Here is a 15,575-nt window from a genome sequence, read left to right on the forward strand (position 1 = left end):
GGCTCCCCCGGCCGCGCGCTCCGCCCGGAGCCTCCGCCGTCGGCCCGTCCCCCTCGGGTCGGCGGCGGCATCCGGGCGGCCACGAGAGGATCCCCATGACCGGCATCGCGAGCCCCGCCGCCCCCGACGACGAGCGGGCGGTGCCGTCGCCCGCGGACCCGGCCGCATCCGGCCCGCCGCGCGCGCTCCGCGTCGCGGTGGTCGACGAGGAGGCGCCCATCACGCAGCTGCTGTCGCTCGCGCTGCGGATGGAGGGCTGGGACGTGCGCGTGTTCGCGACCGGCCGCGCGGCCATCGCCGCCGCCGTCGAGGACGCGCCCGACGCCATGCTCCTCGACATGATGCTGCCCGACGTCTCAGGCGTGGAGGTCGTCGCCGAGCTGCGTCGCGCGGGCGTCGCGACCCCCGTCCTCTTCCTCACCGGCCGCGACTCGCTCGAGGACCGGCTCGCCGCCTTCGGGGCGGGCGCCGACGACTACGTCACGAAGCCGTTCGGCCTCGAGGAGGTCGTCGGGACCGTGCGCGACCTGTTCCGCCGCCGCGGCCTCGCGCCCGCGCTCGTCACCGCGGGCGACCTCGTGCTCGACCCGGTCACGGGCGAGGCGTGGCTCGCGGGGGTGCCGCTGGAGCTGGATCCGACCGAGCTCGTCGTCGTGCAGGCGCTCGCCGAGGAGCCGACGCACCGGCTCCCGCTGCGCGAGCTCGCCCACCGGCTGCTCGACGCGGGCGGCGAGCCCGTCGCCCCGCAGGCGCTCCTCGACCTGCCCGTCGTGACGGGACGACGTGCCGGTCAGGACCGCATCGTGCTGCTCGCGGTCTCCGGCGACGACCTCGTGCTGGCGCCCGCGGGCTGACCGGACGCCGCCCGGGCCGCGCGGCTGCTGACCCCCAGTGCGGGGGTGGATCCCGCGTGTCACCCCCGCAACTCCGGGGATCACGAGTCACACGCGTCACACTGCCCGAAATATCTCCCCAGGTGGGGAAAGGAAGTCCCTACAGTCGGCGATGGGGAGCAGATCCTCCCCGCCGCGTCCCCGAGACCCCGGAACGCGTCCCCTCTACCGCACGGTCGCGGCACAGCAATGGCGCGCACGGGCGGTCGGCACCACTGGAGATGTCATGACCCGTCCCACCCCCGCCGCCGGTCGCGGCAGGTCGTTCCGCCGCGCAGCAGCGGGCGCCTGCCTCTCGGCATCGCTCGTCCTCCTGCCCCTCGCGATGGCGCCGGCCGCCCACGCCGAGACCGTCCCCGCGGACGCGACGCCCGTCGCCGTCGACGCCCCGGTCGCCGAGGCGCCCGTCGCCGAGACCCCCGCGGTCGAGGCCCCCGCCGAGGACGCGACCCCGACGCCCGCGCCCGCGGAGGAGTCCGCGCCCGTCGCCGACGCCCCGGTCGAGTCGACCCCGACGCCCTCCACCGGCGCCCCGACCACCGGCGCGCCCACGACCGGCCTGCCGACGCTCGAGCCGACCGTCCCCGTCGTCGAGCTGCCCTTCACCTGGACCACGCCCGACCGCGGCGTCGCCCTCCCGATCAACGAGGCCGTGCCGTTCGCCGGCACCGGCACCGCGGGCAGCATCGTCACCGCCAGCTACTTCAACGCCGTGGGCGTCAAGTCCGTCGCCGGCATCGGCATCGTCGGCGCCGACGGCACGTACGCGTTCCCCGCGAGCTTCACCGAGCTGCTCCAGGGCTCGAAGACCGCGAGCGTCACCGTCACGCAGGTCGGCCTCGACCTCGAGGTCACGGGCGAGATCCGCGGCCTGGTGCGCTTCGCCGAGGCGCCCGTCGGCCCGTTCGTGCGCGCCGAGGCGTCGTTCTCGACCATCTCGCCGACCACCGTCGCCGAGGCGACCAGCCTCCTCGGCGGCCTCAAGGTCACCGCGACCGGCTACCTCCGCTACGAGGCGGTCCAGGTCACGGTCACCGCGCCCGACGGCCGCGTGATCCAGCTCAGCGACGCCAACAGCGGCGTGGGCGTCAGCACCCGCTCGCTCAAGGACCTCGTGCGCGCCGACGTCGACGGCACGTTCGCGCAGCCGATCATCCTGTTCGGCGACATCCAGCCGGGCACGTACCAGGTCTCCGTCCTGGGCCTCGAGTCGGGCCTCGCGCAGGGCGGCACCGTCGAGCTGACCGGCGAGGACGCGGGCGGACCGGTCATCCCGGGCGTCCCGACCCCGACGCCGACCACGCCGTCGATCGACCCCGCGGGCACCGCTCCGACGCCGATCACGAAGCCGGCCGCGCAGCACGGCGACACCCTGCCCGTCACGGGCACCGACGGCACCGCGGCCCTCGGCCTCGGCGGCCTGGGCGCGCTGCTGGCCCTCGTCGGCGCGGGCGCGCTCGTCGCCCGCCGCCGCCTGCGCTCCGCGGAGTAGCGGCACCGCACCACCCGCACCACGCACGACGACGGCCGGATCCCCGCGGGGATCCGGCCGTCGTCGCGTGCGGACGCGGCGCGCGCCTTGTCCCGCGCCGCGGCCGCCCCGTACATTTGACGCGAGCCGCAACGAATCCCCGCACGCGGATCCGCCGCACGCCGATCCGCCCCACGAATGAGACGAAGGAGTCCCATGTCCGACACGCAGCCCGCAGCGACGCCCACGGAGACCGGAGGCGCCCTCGGCGTCGCGATGGTCGGCCACGGGTTCATGGGCGCCGCCCACTCGCAGGCCTGGCGCGTCGCGCCCGCGTTCTTCGACCTGCCGCTCGCGCCGCGCATGGTGTCCGTCGTCGGGCGCGACCAGGCGCGCACGCAGGAGTCCGCGGACCGCTGGGGCTGGGATCGCGCCGAGACCGACTGGCGCGCCGCCATCGAGCGCGACGACATCGACGTGGTCGACATCTGCTCGCCCGGCAGCACGCACGTCGAGATCGCGGTCGCCGCGCTCGAGGCCGGCAAGCACGTGCTCTGCGAGAAGCCGCTCGCCAACACGGTGGAGGAGGCCGAGATCATGGCGGCCGCTGCGGAGAAGGCCGCCGCGAAGGGCATCCGCGCGATGGTCGGCTTCAGCTACCGCCGCGTGCCCGCCATCACCTTCGCGCGCGACCTCGTGGCGCAGGGCGCGATCGGCGAGCTCCGCCAGGTGCGCGCCCTGTACCTGCAGGACTGGCTGACCGACGCCGAGGGCCCGATGACGTGGCGCCTCGACAAGGGGGCGGCCGGATCCGGCGCGCTCGGCGACATCGGCGCGCACATCGTCGACGCGGTGCAGTTCATCACCGGCGAGCAGCTGGACGCGGTCAGCGGCCTGCTCCGCACCTTCGTGGAGGAGCGCCCGCTGCTCGCCGAGACGCGCGGCCTCGGCGGCGTCGCCTCGAGCGAGCGCGGGAAGGTGACGGTCGACGACGCGGCCTACTTCACCGGGAAGCTCGCGGGCGGCGCGCTCGCCAGCTTCGAGGCGACCCGCATGGCCACCGGCCGCAAGAACGCGCTCCGGCTGGAGTTCAGCGGATCCGACGGCGCCATCTCCTTCGACCTCGAGCGCCTCAACGAGATCGAGCTGTACGACGCGACCGCGCCCGCCGACCGGCTCGGCTTCCGGCGGATCCTCGTCACCGAGCCCGAGCACCCCTACACGGCCGCGTGGTGGCCCACCGGCCACGGCCTCGGCTACGAGCACGCGTTCACGCACCAGGTGCGCGACCTCGTGCACGACATCGCCGCGGGCCAGGAGCCGCAGCCATCCTTCGCCGACGGGCTCCGCGTGCAGCGCGTGCTCGACGCCGTGGAGCGCAGCTCGGCCGACGGCAGCGCGTGGGTGCAGGTGGACCCCGCCGCGAGCTGACGTCCGCGGGCTGACGTCCGCGGGCCGGGGCCCGCGGACGCTCGCGTACCCTGGTCCGGACGACCGGGAGGCGGACGGGTGCAGGCACGACAGGCGCGGATGCGGCGCGCCGCGCTGTCCGCGCTGGTCTGCACGCTCGTCACGGCGACCGCGCACGCGGCGGCCGGCGGCGGCCTCCCGCATCCGCTCGTCCTCGGGCTCGCGCTCGTCGCGGGCGTCGTGCTCTGCTTCGCGCTCGGCGGCCGCCGCGTGACGCTCGCCCACCTCGTGCTCGCCATCGGCGCCACCCAGGGGGTGCTGCACGCGGCCTTCACGTTCGGCGGATCCGGCATGGCGGCGGCCGGCGGCGCGGCGGGCGGATCCGCCGGGTCGGCCGCCGGCGCCGCCTCCGGATCCGCTGCCGCCAGCGGGCACGGCCACGCGCACGCGCACGCGGCCGCCGACGCCGCCCGCGCGCTCGCCGATCCGGGTGCCATGGCCATGCCCGCGGACCACGACGGCGCCATGCTCCTCGCGCACGTCATCGCCGGCCTGATCAGCGTCTGCTCGCTCCGCGCCGGGGCCGACGCCGTCCGCCGCGTCGCGCGGGCGCTCGCCGTGCGCGTGGGCGGCGCGATCTCCGGGGCCGTCGGCGCGCTGGTGGCGGCCGCCGTCGCCGTGGCCGCCGCGCTCGCCGAGCCGGCCGTCGCCCCGCGGCCCGGCCGCCTGGCCGCCGACGTGCGCCCGGCGCGCCTCGTCTCCCTCCTCACCGCGCGGATCCGGGGCCGCCGCGGTCCGCCGCGGCGCCTGCTCGCCGCCTGATCCGCGCCCGCCGCGTCCCTCGGGGACCCGGGCGCGGCCCGCGCCGCCCGCCCGCCGACGATCGCCGCGCCTCCCGCGCCTCCCGCGCCGCCGATCGTCGCCGGGGTGCCGCGCGCCCCCGCACGCCCGGATCCGCACGGCCACGCCCGTGCCCCACCGAAGGACCCCCATGCCCCGCACCACCCGCCTGCCCGCATCCGCCCGCCCGCCGGGACGCCGCCGCCATGTCGACGCCGCCCCCCGGACGACCGGCGCCGCACCCCGGCGCACCGCCTCCCGGCGCGCGCTCGTGGCCACCGGTGCCGCGCTCGGCGTCGGCCTCGCGCTGTCGGCGCCGCTCGCCGCGTCCGCCCACGTCGAGCTCGACGCCTCCTCCACCGCCCCCGCCGCCCTCAGCGTCCTGACCTTCGCGGTCGGCCACGGCTGCGAGGGATCCGCCACCACCGCCCTCGCGATCCGCTTCCCCGCCGACGTGCAGGCCGTGAAGCCGACCCTCACGCCCGGCTGGTCCGTCGCCGAGCAGGAGGCGGCGGACGGCACGACCGTCACCTACACGGCCGACCAGCCGCTGCCCGACGCCCTGCGCGCGACCGTGCAGGTCGAGGCGCTGCTCCCCGTCGACGGCCGGGCCGGGGACGTCGTCGCGTTCCCGACGCTGCAGACGTGCGTGGAGGGATCCACCGACTGGGCCGAGCTCCCGGCCGCGGGCGCCGAGCCCGACCACCCGGCGCCGGCGGTCACCCTGACGAGCGCCGCCGGGACGGCCGCCGACGCGAGCGGCGCCGGTGCATCCGCGGACGCCGCCGCCGCGACCCCCGCCGCGGCCCCGGTCGACCCGGTCGCCCGGTTCCTCGGCCTCGGCGCGCTCGTCGTGGGCGTCGTCGCCGTGATGCTCCTCACCATCGGCATGCGCCGCCCGCAGCAGGGCGCACGCCGATGACCGCCGTCGACGACCGGGCGGATGCCGCGGCCACCGCCGCCGCGACCGCGGACGCCCCGGGGCCGGCGGGCCCGCGCCGGCCCCGGCCCCCGTCGTCACCCGCCCGCCGCGCGGCTGGCTCCTCCCGCTGCTGCTCCGCCTGCACTTCCTGGCCGGGATCCTCGTCGGCCCGTTCATCCTGGTCGCGGCCCTGAGCGGCGCGGCCTACGCGCTGTCGCCGTCGATCGAGCGGGTCGTCTACGCGCACGAGCTCCGCGCGCCCGTCACCGGCGCGACGGTCCCGCTCGCCGCGCAGGTCGAGGCCGCGGAGGCGGTGGTCGGCGGATCCGGCACCCTCACGGCGGTCCGCCCCGCACCCGGTCCCGGCGACACCACGCGCGTGATGTTCACGGGCGACGGCCTCCGCGCGAGCGAGAGCCGGGCGATCTTCGTCGACCCGGCCGACGCGTCCATCCGCGGCGACCTCCCGGTCTACGGCACGAGCGGCGCCCTCCCGCTCCGCTCGGCGATCAGCGACGTCCACCGCACCCTCGGCCTCGGCGACGCGGGCCGGCTCTACAGCGAGCTCGCCGCGAGCTGGCTCGGCATCGTGACGCTCGCGGGACTCGGCCTGTGGATCGCGCGCTGGCGCCGGTCGCCCCGCCGCCGCGACCTCGTGCGGCCGGACCCGCGCGCGACGGGCTACCGGCGCATCCTCTCCTGGCACGCGTCGATCGGCGTATGGCTGGTCGTGGGCGCGCTGTTCCTGTCGGCGACCGGGATCACGTGGTCGCGGTTCGCCGGCCAGAACGTGACCGACCTCCGCGCCGCGCTCAGCTGGCAGGCACCGACCCTGCCGACCGCGCTCGGCGAGGCCGCGGCCGCGGGCGCGAGCGGGGGAGCGGCGGCGGATCCGCACGCCGGCCACCACGGCGGCGCCGCGCCCGCGACGACCGCGCCCGTGGATCCGGCGACCTTCGACGACGTGCTCCGCGTCGCGCAGGGCGTGAACGTCGACACGGGTCTCGTGGAGATCAAACCGCCGTCGGCGGCGGGGACGGCGTGGACCGTGAGCGAGATCCAGCGCTCGTTCCCCACGCAGGTCGACCAGGTGGCCGTCGACGGGAGCACGCTCCAGGTGGTCGGCCGCACCGACTTCGCGGACTACCCCTTCCCCGCGAAGCTCGCGCGCTGGGGCGTCGACACGCACCAGGGGACGATGTTCGGGCTCCCGAACCAGATCCTGCTGGCCGTGACGGCGCTCGGCATCGCCGCGATGGTCGTGTTCGGCTACCTGATGTGGTGGCGGCGCCGTCCGGGCGTCGCGCGACCCGGCCGCCCGGCGCCCGCGGGCGCGCTGGTGCGGGCGCCGTGGTGGGGCATCGCGGCGGTGGTCGCGGTCGGCGTCGGCGTGGGGCTCTTCCTGCCGCTCGTCGGGATCCCGCTGGTCGGCTTCGTGCTGCTCGACGCGCTGGTCACGGCCGCGCGCGTGCACCGCGCGGCGCCACCCGCGGCGGGGTGATCCGGCCGGCCGTCGCGGGAGCGCGGCGGCCGGCCCGTCCGCTGATCCGGTCGGTTGGGCCACTCCGACCGGTCCGCCCGGGACGGTCCGCGCGGCGCGTCCCGGCCCGGCGTCGGCGCTCGCCTGCCCGCCCGCCGGCGCGGCGCCGCATCAGGCCGCGGGCGCCGGCCCCGTCGACGCCGCCACGTGCAGCCGGCACGGCAGCAGCGCGTGCGGCAGCTCGGCGGTCGTGCCGTCGAGGCGCGCGAGCAGCGTCTCCACCGAGAGGCGGCCGAGCTCCGGACCCGGCGCGTCCATCGTGCTGAGGGCCGGCTCCACGAGGGCGCCCACCTCGGTCGACGACGCGAGCGACAGGATCGACACGTCGTCCGGCACGCGCCGGCCCGCAGCATCGAGCCCCGAGATGAGGCCGCGGGCCGCCTGGTCGTTGAGGATCAGGACCGCCGTGATGTCCGGATCCGCCGCCAGCAGCTCGCCCGCCGCGGCCCGCCCGCCGACGGGCGTGGGCGGGCACCGGACCACCGCGGCGGCCAGCCCGCGCTCCGCCGTCTCCGCGCGGAACGCCCGCTCGGTGCGCGTCGTCGGGCCGTACCCGCGCAGGGGCCCGCCCTCGAGGTCCTCCACCATCAGCCCGAAGCGCCGGTGGCCGAGCGCCTGGAGGTGGTCGATCCCCTCGGCGACGGTGCGCTCGAAGTCCATGTCGACGAACGGCAGGTCGCGGGTGTCGGCCGTGCGCCCGATCGAGACGAACGGCACGTCGAGCGCCGCGAGGTCGGCGATGCGCGAGTCGTCCATGCGCACCTCCATCACGATGACGCCGTCGACCAGACGCCCCGAGACGAGGTCGGACACGTCGTCCGGCGACGTGCCCGTGGGCCACAGCACCAGGTGGTAGCCGAGCTCGGACGCGCGCGTGGCCGCGCTCATGAAGATCTCGAGGGCGATGCGGCTGAGGCGCTGCACGTCGGCCGGGAACAGCAGCGCGATGATCCGGGTGCGCTTGCTGGCGAGCGCGCGGGCCACGACGTTGTTGCGGTAGCCGAGCTCCTGCATCGCCTCGGTGACGGCCCGCCGCGTCTGCTCGGACACGGCCTTGGTGCCGTTGACGACGAACGAGACCGTGGCGATCGAGACCCCCGCGCGTGCGGCGACCTCTCGCATGGTCGGGATGGCGGCTCCTCGCGGTCGGGCGGTCGCGCGCGGTCGCGTGCGGGCGGGATGCGCCTCAGCGTAGCCCGGGGTCAGGCCCCGCGGGCGTCTCCGGCGGCCTGCGCGCGCTGGCGGTCGAACGCCGGGCGGAGGGGCGCCGTGTCGTAGACGATGTGCAGCCGCACGATGCGCCCCTCCGCGTCGAGCTCGGCCACGTCGACCACCGAGAAGGGCGCCGGCTCACCGTTCGCGAGGACCCAGTCGAAGTCGAACCAGAAGGCGACCGTGGGCGTCCCCTCGTCGTCCGCGCGCATCACCCGGCGCAGGCGGAGCCGCGATGCGCCGGTGTCGGCGAACAGCGCCGGGTAGAACCGGGCCGCCGGGAGGATCCCGTACAGCGGGGAGTGCACGACGCCGTCCGGGGCGAACAGCGCGAGCGCCGCCGGGACGTCCGCCTGCTCCAGCGCCGCGAGGTACCGCGCGACGAGGGGGTCAGGCACCCCGTGCCCGGAGCGTCGGGCTCTCGCCGCCGGTGCGGGGGCGCAGGCGCGTCACGGCGATGAGGAGGCCGGCGATGCCGCACACCGCGATGGTGAGGCCCACCACGTACTCGCCGACCGTGAGGTACCCGCCGGGCGAGGAGGTCGGGTCGAGGAAGCCGTACGGGTAGTAGGTGGGGCTGCCCGTGACCTGGTCGCCGGTGAAGGGCCCACGGCCGAGCGTGACCGCGATCCAGACGAGGGGGAAGACGATGAGGCGGCCGATGGCGCCGCCGCCGAGCCGGGTGCGGTCGGGCGCGATGAGCCAATCGAGGAGGACGACGATCGGCACCGCCACGTGCACGATCTGGTTGGCCCAGTCGAGCTGCAGGGGAGGCGGGACGGGGAGCCCGCGGAGCAGCAGGTTCCAGACGATCCCGGTGATGAGCAGGTACACCGTCGACGAGAGGCGCAGCGTGGCCCAGGCGACGCTCGCGTCCACCCGCCCGCGCGCCAGGCGCAGGCCGCCGATGGTGAGCACCACCACGCCGAGCAGGTTCGCCTCGGTCGTGAAGAACAGCGCGAAGTCGAGCGACTTCCCGGCGATGCCCGGGATGCCGAGGCTGATCCAGTAGGCGTAGTTGACGTGGTACTGGGCGATGACGCCGACGAGGGCGGCCGCGGCCGTGGCGAGCCGGACGGCGGAGAGGAGGATGCGCACGCGATACGTTCGCACGCCCGCGCGCGCGGCGGGTCCGACTGTCCACGGAGGGCGGGTCCGGGCGGCGATGCCCGGCGGATGCCCAGGCGCCCGGGCGCTCCGGTGCCCGGGAGGAGGTCGCGGCTCAGGCCGCGCGCGCCCGCCGCAGCACCGCGACGACGATGGCGAGCGGCTTCATCCACGTCACCTCGCCGAAGCGGTAGTCCTCCGCGCGCGCGAGGCGGTCCGCGAGGTCGGGGCGGGCCGCGCGCAGGTAGCCGCGCGCCTCCTCGGCGTGCACCGGGTCGGAGACGATGCGGACGGTGTCGGCGTCCTCGATGAGCGGGATCGCGTTCGCGACGTTCTCGCGCGTGCTCCGGCTCGCCTCCTCGAGGACGACGGGGCCCGCGTAGCCGCGCTCGCGGGCGTAGCGGGCGAGGATCCGCGCCTCGGGCTCGTCGCCCATCACGGATCCGCCGCAGAGCACGAGCGTGGTCGACGCGGCGCCCGGGTCCATCGAGCGGAGGGCTGCATCGACCCGGAAGCGGTTGATCCGGTTCGCGCGCGGGCCGGCGTCGCCGAAGCCGAGCACGACGACGGCCTCGCGGCCCACCGTGCCGTCGGGCCGGCCGGGGGCGCGACCGAGGCCGCGCGTGCTCGCGAGGAGGTGGATCAGCTCGCTCGCCGCCAGGACGACCGCGACCGCGACGCCGGCGACCGCGACGCCCGCGACCAGGGCGCCGACCGCGGCGGGCGCGGCGGGGAGGGGCCGGCGGATCCGCATGGGCTCAGGCTACGCGGCGGTGCGGGGCTGGTGATGGTGCCGGTGCCGGGGCTGGTGCCGGCGCCGCGGGCGGTCCCGCTCAGCCCGCGGTGCGCGCGGCCTTCACGAACGCGACGACCGCGTTGGCGTGGCCGTGGCCGAGCCCGTGCTCGGTCTTCAACCAGGTGACCGCGCGCATGTGCGGCTCCACGTCGAGGCGGGCGTCGGCGAGGTCGATCCAGTGCTGCACCGGCTGGCCGTAGGCGCTCTCGATGCTCGGGAAGTAGGAGGCGGGGCCGTGGGTCGTGCGTCCGTCGGCCGGCGGGGGCGGGGCGACGATGCCGTGCGCGTTCATGCTCCGACGCTACCCGGGCCGTGCCGCGGCGACCACGGCGGATCCGGCCGCGGCGGAGCCCCGTGCGCCACCGCCTCCGTCGCGGCGGGCCGGGCGATCCCGCTGCGCACCCGTGTCAAGGGGGGAGACCGCTCCCCGACTGGGGAATAGTCTCGACCCATCGAGCTCGCTCGCCCGGACCCCGTGGCGGCTCGCCAGGACGCCGGCCTCCCCGGCGCTGCGCGACACGAGGGTCACATGCACACCACCACCAGCATCCGCATCGACGGCGAGCCGATCCAGCTCGCCGAGGGCCAGGACGTCGAGGCGCTCAAGGCGCGCATCGTCGACGCCGTCACCGGGGGCGCCCGCTTCGTCGACTTCGTCGGCGCCGGCCAGGTGGGGGTGTCCGTGCTCGTCACGTCGCGCTCCTCCGTGCGCCTCGAGGTGCACGAGCGCGAGGACGAGTCGGAGGATCCCGAGGAGCAGCCCGCGAGCGCCGACCTCGACCTGTACACCTACGGCTAGCGTCCCGCGACGCGCGCTGCGCGGAGCGACCCGGGACGACGCGGGGTCCTGCGCCGTCCCGGGCTGCGCGAGCGGGGGCACGCGCGTCATCGCGGTCGGCACCGGTCGCGTGGCTCGCCCTCGGGGGAGTCCGAGTCCGGGTCCGGTGCGCCGCGGCACGCCTCGTGCGATGCACCGCACCTCGAACCTACGCAGGCGCGTCCCGCCGCGCCATCCTGCGGGCGACCCCTTGACTTCGGGGAGCAGCAGTCGGCGCGGCGCGGGCGTCAGCGCACGGACCGGATCGGCTTGATGAGGAGGGCCGAGGCCGCGACGATGCCCGTCGCGGCGATGAACACCGGCCCGTACCCACCCGTCGCGCCGACGATGCCCGAGGTCACGCCCGGCCCCAGGATCTGCCCGCCCGTGTTCGCCATGTTGAGGATGCCGAGGTCCTTGGCCGCGTTGTCCGCGTCCGGCAGCACCTCGGTGTTGAGCGCCTGGTCGACCGAGTTGTAGACGCCCGTCCCGATGCCGGCGATGAGCGCGTAGACGAGCATCGTCCACGGCTGCGCGACGAAGAACGGGAACAGGGACGCGGTCGCGACGAGGAACGCGGACGCGATCACGAGCGGCTTCCGTCGGCCGAGCCGGTCGGACAGGGGCCCGGACACGGCGCCGAAGAACAGCGACGTGACGAGCTGGATCGTCGCCATGAGCGCGATGATCCCGCCGGCCTGCTCGGTGGTCTGCCCCATGTGGTCGGTGAGGATGTAGAGCTGGTACCCCGTCAGCGAGTACGTGCCGAGCACGAACAGCAGCTTCCCCGAGAGCGCGAGGTAGTAGTCGCGGGCGCCGTGCCGCGGGAACGAGAAGCTCTGCAGCAGCATCCGCGGGCTGAACGCCTCGCGGGGCACGTCGCGGTTCGACTTCTCCGGCGCGATGAGCGCCACGACCGGTCCGGCGACGAGCACGAGCACCGCGAACACGAGCATGCCGGCGACCGGATCCGCGACGAAGCCCGACGCGACGATCTGCGACCCGTGCACGCCGAGCAGCAGGCCGACGCCGTAGACCGCGGAGTACGTGCCGCGGCGCGCGGCGGGGATGCGGTCGGCCAGCATCGCGAGCAGCGGCGCCGCGATCGCGTTGAGGAACAGCTGGAACGCCATCCACGTCGCGACGACGAGGCCAGGGGTGTCCGCCGCCTGCATGGCGAACAGGGAGGCGGACGCGCCGATCGAGCCGAGCACCATCCACGGCGCGCGTCGTCCGATGCGGCTGCGGGTCAGGTCGCTGAGCGCGCCGAACACGATGTTCGAGAGCATCGCCACGATCGAGCCGGTGATGGCGAGCAGCGCGATGAGCCCCACCTTCTCGTCCGGCGCGATCTGCTCGAGGCGCGCGGGCAGGAGCACGGCGTTGTTCGCGAAGAACGGGCCGATCCACAGGGCGGCGCCCACGAACAGGGCGATGCCGAGCCGCACCGGGCGGAACGTGGTGCGTCCGTCGTGCGGATCGGTCGTGATGCTCGTGGTGTCGGGCGCGTGCCCGGCGGATCGGGGCGGGTGGTGCGCGGACATCGTCGTCCTCCGGTCGGTGGTGCGGGTGGGTCGGCGGTCGGTCGGGGTCGGATCAGGGGCGGGCGAGGCGGAGCGAGGCGGTGGCCGCGGCGGGGTCGCCGGAGTACGCGGACGCCTCGACGACGGCGTCGTCGGCCGCGGGGACGAAGCCCTCGGCGGTCCAGCGGTCCGTCGGGCGGGTGGATCCCGTGATCGTCACGGTGCCCGTCGCCCCGGCCGCGAGCCCGATCGGCGCGAAGCCCACCAGCACGCGGCGCGGGAAGTCCTCCGCGTCGAGCGCCGCGTAGAGCTGCACGACGTGCCGGCCGTCCCGGTCGCCCGTGTTGCGGACGGTCACCTCGGCCGCGAAGCGCTCGTCGGCGACCTCGCCCACCGTGACGGCGTCGATCGCGAACGACGTGTACGAGAGGCCGAAGCCGAGCGGGAAGGCGGCGTCCACGCCGTCGCGGTCGAGGAGGCGCTGGCCGTGCCAGCGGTCGTAGGCGATCCGGGTCGCGTCGGCGTCGAAGGCGGGGAGGTGGTCCTCGCTCGTGGGGATCGAGTACGGCAGGCGCCCGGTCGCGTCGTGCACGCCGAGGAGCACGTCGGCGAGGGCGGCGCCGCCCTCGGATCCGCTGTACCAGCCCACGAGCACCGCGGGCACGGCGTCGCGCCACTCCTCGGTGATCACGGCGCCGGCCGTCACCACGACCACCACGGTGCGCGGGTTCGCGGCGGCGGTCGCGCGGATGATCTCCGCGTCCACCGGCCGCACGCGCAGGGAGCGCCGGTCGCCGCCGACGGCCGTGCCCATGGAGAGCTCGCTGCCGGACTGGCTCATCAGCGCGCCGAGGTCGACGCCATCGGGCGCCGGCGGGAAGAGGGCCGTGAGCTCCTCCTGGTCGCTCAGCTCGCCGATGTACTCGCCCTCGTCGGCGGACGTGTAGCCGACCACCACGACGGCGACGTCGGCGGCGCGGGCCGCCTCGGCCGCGGCCTCCGGGTCGTCGGCCGCGACGTGGTCGACGCGCGCGTCGGGGAGCGCGGCGCGGAGGCCGGCGAGGGGCGTGACGACCTCGGGGGAGTGCACGTTGGAGGATCCCTCGTCGCCCGTGTTCGGCAGGTCGGCGAGGCGGCCGACGACGGTCACGCGGGTCAGCTCCGCGGCGGCGAGCGGCAGCAGCGGGCGTCCGTCGACGTCGTCGTTCGTCAGCAGCACGGCGGCGGACGCGGCGGCCTCGCGGGCGAGCGCCCGGTGCTCCGCGGAGAACACGACGTCCATGCCGGGCTCCGGGTCGAGGTCGCGGGCGCGGTACGCGAGCTGGGTCGCGATGATCCGGCGGCCGGCGCGGTCGACGTCCGCCCAGCTCGCGCGGCCGGCCTCGAGGTCGGCGGGCAGGTGCTCGGCGCGCTGCTGCCGGAACGGCTCCTCGACGTCGAGGCCCGCCCGGAGCGAGGCGGTCGCGTCCCGCAGCCCCCAGATGAAGTCGGAGACGGTGACGCCCGCGAAGCCCCACATGCCGCGGAGGATCCCCTCCATCAGCTCCTCGTTCTGCCCCGCCCACTCGCCGTTGACGCTGTTGTAGGCCGTCATGATCCCGTCCACGCCCTCCTCGACGACGCGGCGGAAGTGCGGCAGGTAGACCTCCTGCAGCGTGGCGTCGTCGGCCGTGACGTCGACCGTGAAGCGCGCGTTCTCCATCGAGTTGAGGGCGTAGTGCTTGGCGACGGCCATGCCGTGCCGCTGCACGCCGCGGGTGAGGGCGACGCCGAACGCGCCGAGCAGCAGGCTGTCCTCGCCGTAGGTCTCCTGCGCGCGGCCCCACGCCGGGTGGCGCGGGAGGTTGATGCACACGCCGCCGAAGAAGTCGGCGCCCTGCGCGCGCATCTCGGCGCCGATCGCGCGGCCGATGCGCTCCTCGAGGTCGACGTCCCAGGTCGCGCCGCGGGCCATCGCGACGGGGAACGCGGTGGATCCGCCCATCACCACGCCGCGCGGGCCGTCGCTGAAGCGGAGGCCCGGGATGCCGACCCGGTCGACGCGGCCCATCGTGATGGGGCGCGCGTTGTAGCGCTGCATCATCTCGGCCATGCCGGTCCAGAAGTCATCGTCGCCGTCGAGGAGCGAGAGGCGCTCCTCGGGGGTCAGGCCGTCGAGGATCGACTGCGCCACGGCGCCGGCCTCCTCGCCGCGCCGCACGCGCTCCACGCCCTGCTCGAACTCGGTCCCGGTGCTCATGGTGATGGCTCTCCGCATCGTCGTCGACGTCTTACCTGCATCAGTGCAGGTAAATGGAGCCTAAGCCGCGCTCCCGCGGGAGCGCAACGGCCGCGTGGGAGGATCGGCGGATGGCAGCCGACCGCGTGCGCACCCGACTCGCCCCCGAGCGGCGGCGCGAGCTGATCATCGAGGCGGCCGCGCGGCAGGTCTCCGAGCGCGGGTACAACTCCTTCACGCTGTCGCAGCTGGCGGCCGACTGCGGGATCACGCGCGCCGGCATCGAGCACCACTTCGCCTCCAAGGAGGAGGTGCTCGTCGCCGTCCTCCGGCACCGGGACGAGACCGACGAGGGCGTGATGGGTCCGGCGCCCGCGGGGTCCGTCACCGCCGACGCGGCGTGGGCGGCGCTCGACGCACTCGTGCGGAGGAACGCGGAGCGGCGGGAGATCGTGCGGCTCTACGCGATCCTCGGGGCCGAGGCCCTGGATCCCGCCCACCCGGCGCACGCCTACTTCGCCGAGCGCGCGGTCGAGGCGCGGCGGTGGATCGCCGCGCTCGCCTCCGCGTGGCACCCGGATCCGGACGACTTCGCCGTGGAGGTCCTCGCGATCCTCGACGGCCTGCAGCTGCAGTGGCTCCGCGACCCGGCCCTCGACCTCGCCGGACTGTGGGAGTCGGTGGCGGTGACGCTCGACCGCGCGCCGCGCTGATCCGCCGGGGCGCCGGGGCGCCGGGGCGCCGGGCGCGGGGCTCCGGGCGCGGGGCCGTCCGGCCCGCGCGCACCCGGCCCGTGGTTCAATGGGCGTTCCTCCTCCGGGAGGGC

The 15,575-nt window shown here is 76.2% G+C and carries 15 protein-coding genes; 8 read left to right on the plus strand and 7 right to left on the minus strand.

Annotation, left to right across the window (positions count from 1 at the left end):
* Positions 1-95: 95 nt before the first annotated feature.
* The 6 genes from FGG90_RS12235 to FGG90_RS12260 all read left to right on the plus strand — a co-directional run bounded on the left by FGG90_RS12235 (position 96) and on the right by FGG90_RS12260 (position 7,037).
* On the plus strand, positions 96-854 hold the full coding sequence (locus FGG90_RS12235) for a response regulator transcription factor (RefSeq protein ID WP_094126773.1): 759 nt from the start codon (positions 96-98) through the stop codon (positions 852-854).
* 265 nt (positions 855-1,119) lie between these two features.
* Positions 1,120-2,385: an LPXTG cell wall anchor domain-containing protein gene (locus tag FGG90_RS12240; RefSeq protein WP_094126771.1), complete on the plus strand. Its 1,266-nt coding sequence runs from the start codon at positions 1,120-1,122 to the stop codon at positions 2,383-2,385.
* Positions 2,386-2,580: 195 nt separating this feature from the next.
* Entirely contained in the window at positions 2,581-3,795 is a 1,215-nt protein-coding gene (locus FGG90_RS12245) for a Gfo/Idh/MocA family protein (protein WP_210433022.1), read from the plus strand.
* 78 nt (positions 3,796-3,873) lie between these two features.
* Entirely contained in the window at positions 3,874-4,596 is a 723-nt protein-coding gene (locus tag FGG90_RS12250; RefSeq protein ID WP_094126769.1) for a hypothetical protein, read from the plus strand.
* Positions 4,597-4,765: 169 nt separating this feature from the next.
* Positions 4,766-5,536 carry a YcnI family protein gene (locus FGG90_RS12255; RefSeq protein WP_094126767.1) on the plus strand — a complete coding sequence of 257 codons (771 nt, stop codon included), beginning with the start codon at positions 4,766-4,768 and terminating at the stop codon, positions 5,534-5,536.
* A 148-nt stretch (positions 5,537-5,684) separates the two neighbouring features.
* Complete coding sequence (locus FGG90_RS12260) at positions 5,685-7,037, plus strand: PepSY-associated TM helix domain-containing protein (RefSeq protein WP_337249883.1); 1,353 nt, start codon at positions 5,685-5,687, stop codon at positions 7,035-7,037.
* A 150-nt stretch (positions 7,038-7,187) separates the two neighbouring features.
* Here the strand turns inward: FGG90_RS12260 and FGG90_RS12265 are convergent, their stop codons facing one another.
* The 5 genes from FGG90_RS12265 to FGG90_RS12285 all read right to left on the minus strand — a co-directional run bounded on the left by FGG90_RS12265 (position 7,188) and on the right by FGG90_RS12285 (position 10,483).
* The gene (locus tag FGG90_RS12265; RefSeq protein WP_094126763.1) at positions 7,188-8,198 is read right to left on the minus strand and encodes a LacI family DNA-binding transcriptional regulator; all 1,011 of its coding nucleotides are present in this window, start codon (positions 8,196-8,198) and stop codon (positions 7,188-7,190) included.
* An 80-nt stretch (positions 8,199-8,278) separates the two neighbouring features.
* The gene (locus tag FGG90_RS12270; protein WP_094126761.1) at positions 8,279-8,686 is read right to left on the minus strand and encodes a nuclear transport factor 2 family protein; all 408 of its coding nucleotides are present in this window, start codon (positions 8,684-8,686) and stop codon (positions 8,279-8,281) included.
* Entirely contained in the window at positions 8,679-9,386 is a 708-nt protein-coding gene (locus FGG90_RS12275; protein ID WP_237583375.1) for a Pr6Pr family membrane protein, read from the minus strand. Before FGG90_RS12275 ends, FGG90_RS12270 begins: the two co-directional genes overlap by 8 nt.
* 124 nt (positions 9,387-9,510) lie before the next feature.
* Entirely contained in the window at positions 9,511-10,149 is a 639-nt protein-coding gene (locus tag FGG90_RS12280) for a YdcF family protein (protein ID WP_210433021.1), read from the minus strand.
* Positions 10,150-10,228: 79 nt separating this feature from the next.
* The gene (locus tag FGG90_RS12285) at positions 10,229-10,483 is read right to left on the minus strand and encodes a DUF4287 domain-containing protein (RefSeq protein ID WP_094126757.1); all 255 of its coding nucleotides are present in this window, start codon (positions 10,481-10,483) and stop codon (positions 10,229-10,231) included.
* A 237-nt stretch (positions 10,484-10,720) separates the two neighbouring features.
* Between FGG90_RS12285 and FGG90_RS12290 the strand changes: the two genes are divergently transcribed.
* Entirely contained in the window at positions 10,721-10,990 is a 270-nt protein-coding gene (locus tag FGG90_RS12290; RefSeq protein WP_094126755.1) for a hypothetical protein, read from the plus strand.
* Between the two features lie 266 nt (positions 10,991-11,256).
* Here FGG90_RS12290 and FGG90_RS12295 read toward each other — a convergent pair whose 3' ends face one another.
* Together FGG90_RS12295 and FGG90_RS12300 are read right to left on the minus strand one after the other, a co-directional pair.
* The gene (locus tag FGG90_RS12295) at positions 11,257-12,552 is read right to left on the minus strand and encodes an MFS transporter (RefSeq protein WP_094126753.1); all 1,296 of its coding nucleotides are present in this window, start codon (positions 12,550-12,552) and stop codon (positions 11,257-11,259) included.
* A gap of 52 nt (positions 12,553-12,604) precedes the next feature.
* On the minus strand, positions 12,605-14,770 hold the full coding sequence (locus FGG90_RS12300; RefSeq protein ID WP_165771362.1) for a glycoside hydrolase family 3 protein: 2,166 nt from the start codon (positions 14,768-14,770) through the stop codon (positions 12,605-12,607).
* Positions 14,771-14,880: 110 nt separating this feature from the next.
* On the opposite strand from FGG90_RS12300, the gene FGG90_RS12305 reads away from it, so the two are divergent.
* Positions 14,881-15,462 carry a TetR/AcrR family transcriptional regulator gene (locus tag FGG90_RS12305; protein ID WP_165771361.1) on the plus strand — a complete coding sequence of 194 codons (582 nt, stop codon included), beginning with the start codon at positions 14,881-14,883 and terminating at the stop codon, positions 15,460-15,462.
* The last annotated feature ends 113 nt before the right edge of the window (positions 15,463-15,575 follow it).

The organism is Clavibacter michiganensis subsp. tessellarius (assembly GCF_021922985.1).
GTDB classification, from domain to species: Bacteria; Actinomycetota; Actinomycetes; order Actinomycetales; family Microbacteriaceae; genus Clavibacter; species Clavibacter tessellarius.

Coding starts and splice junctions, on each gene's coding strand:
- FGG90_RS12235 (WP_094126773.1), top strand. CDS start 96: ATGACCGGCATCGCGAGCCCCGCCGCCCCCGACGACGAGCGGGCGGTG.
- FGG90_RS12300 (WP_165771362.1), bottom strand. CDS start 14,770: ATGAGCACCGGGACCGAGTTCGAGCAGGGCGTGGAGCGCGTGCGGCGC.
- FGG90_RS12245 (WP_210433022.1), top strand. CDS start 2,581: ATGTCCGACACGCAGCCCGCAGCGACGCCCACGGAGACCGGAGGCGCC.
- FGG90_RS12255 (WP_094126767.1), top strand. CDS start 4,766: ATGCCCCGCACCACCCGCCTGCCCGCATCCGCCCGCCCGCCGGGACGC.
- FGG90_RS12305 (WP_165771361.1), top strand. CDS start 14,881: ATGGCAGCCGACCGCGTGCGCACCCGACTCGCCCCCGAGCGGCGGCGC.
- FGG90_RS12295 (WP_094126753.1), bottom strand. CDS start 12,552: ATGTCCGCGCACCACCCGCCCCGATCCGCCGGGCACGCGCCCGACACC.
- FGG90_RS12240 (WP_094126771.1), top strand. CDS start 1,120: ATGACCCGTCCCACCCCCGCCGCCGGTCGCGGCAGGTCGTTCCGCCGC.
- FGG90_RS12290 (WP_094126755.1), top strand. CDS start 10,721: ATGCACACCACCACCAGCATCCGCATCGACGGCGAGCCGATCCAGCTC.
- FGG90_RS12265 (WP_094126763.1), bottom strand. CDS start 8,198: ATGCGAGAGGTCGCCGCACGCGCGGGGGTCTCGATCGCCACGGTCTCG.
- FGG90_RS12280 (WP_210433021.1), bottom strand. CDS start 10,149: ATGCGGATCCGCCGGCCCCTCCCCGCCGCGCCCGCCGCGGTCGGCGCC.
- FGG90_RS12285 (WP_094126757.1), bottom strand. CDS start 10,483: ATGAACGCGCACGGCATCGTCGCCCCGCCCCCGCCGGCCGACGGACGC.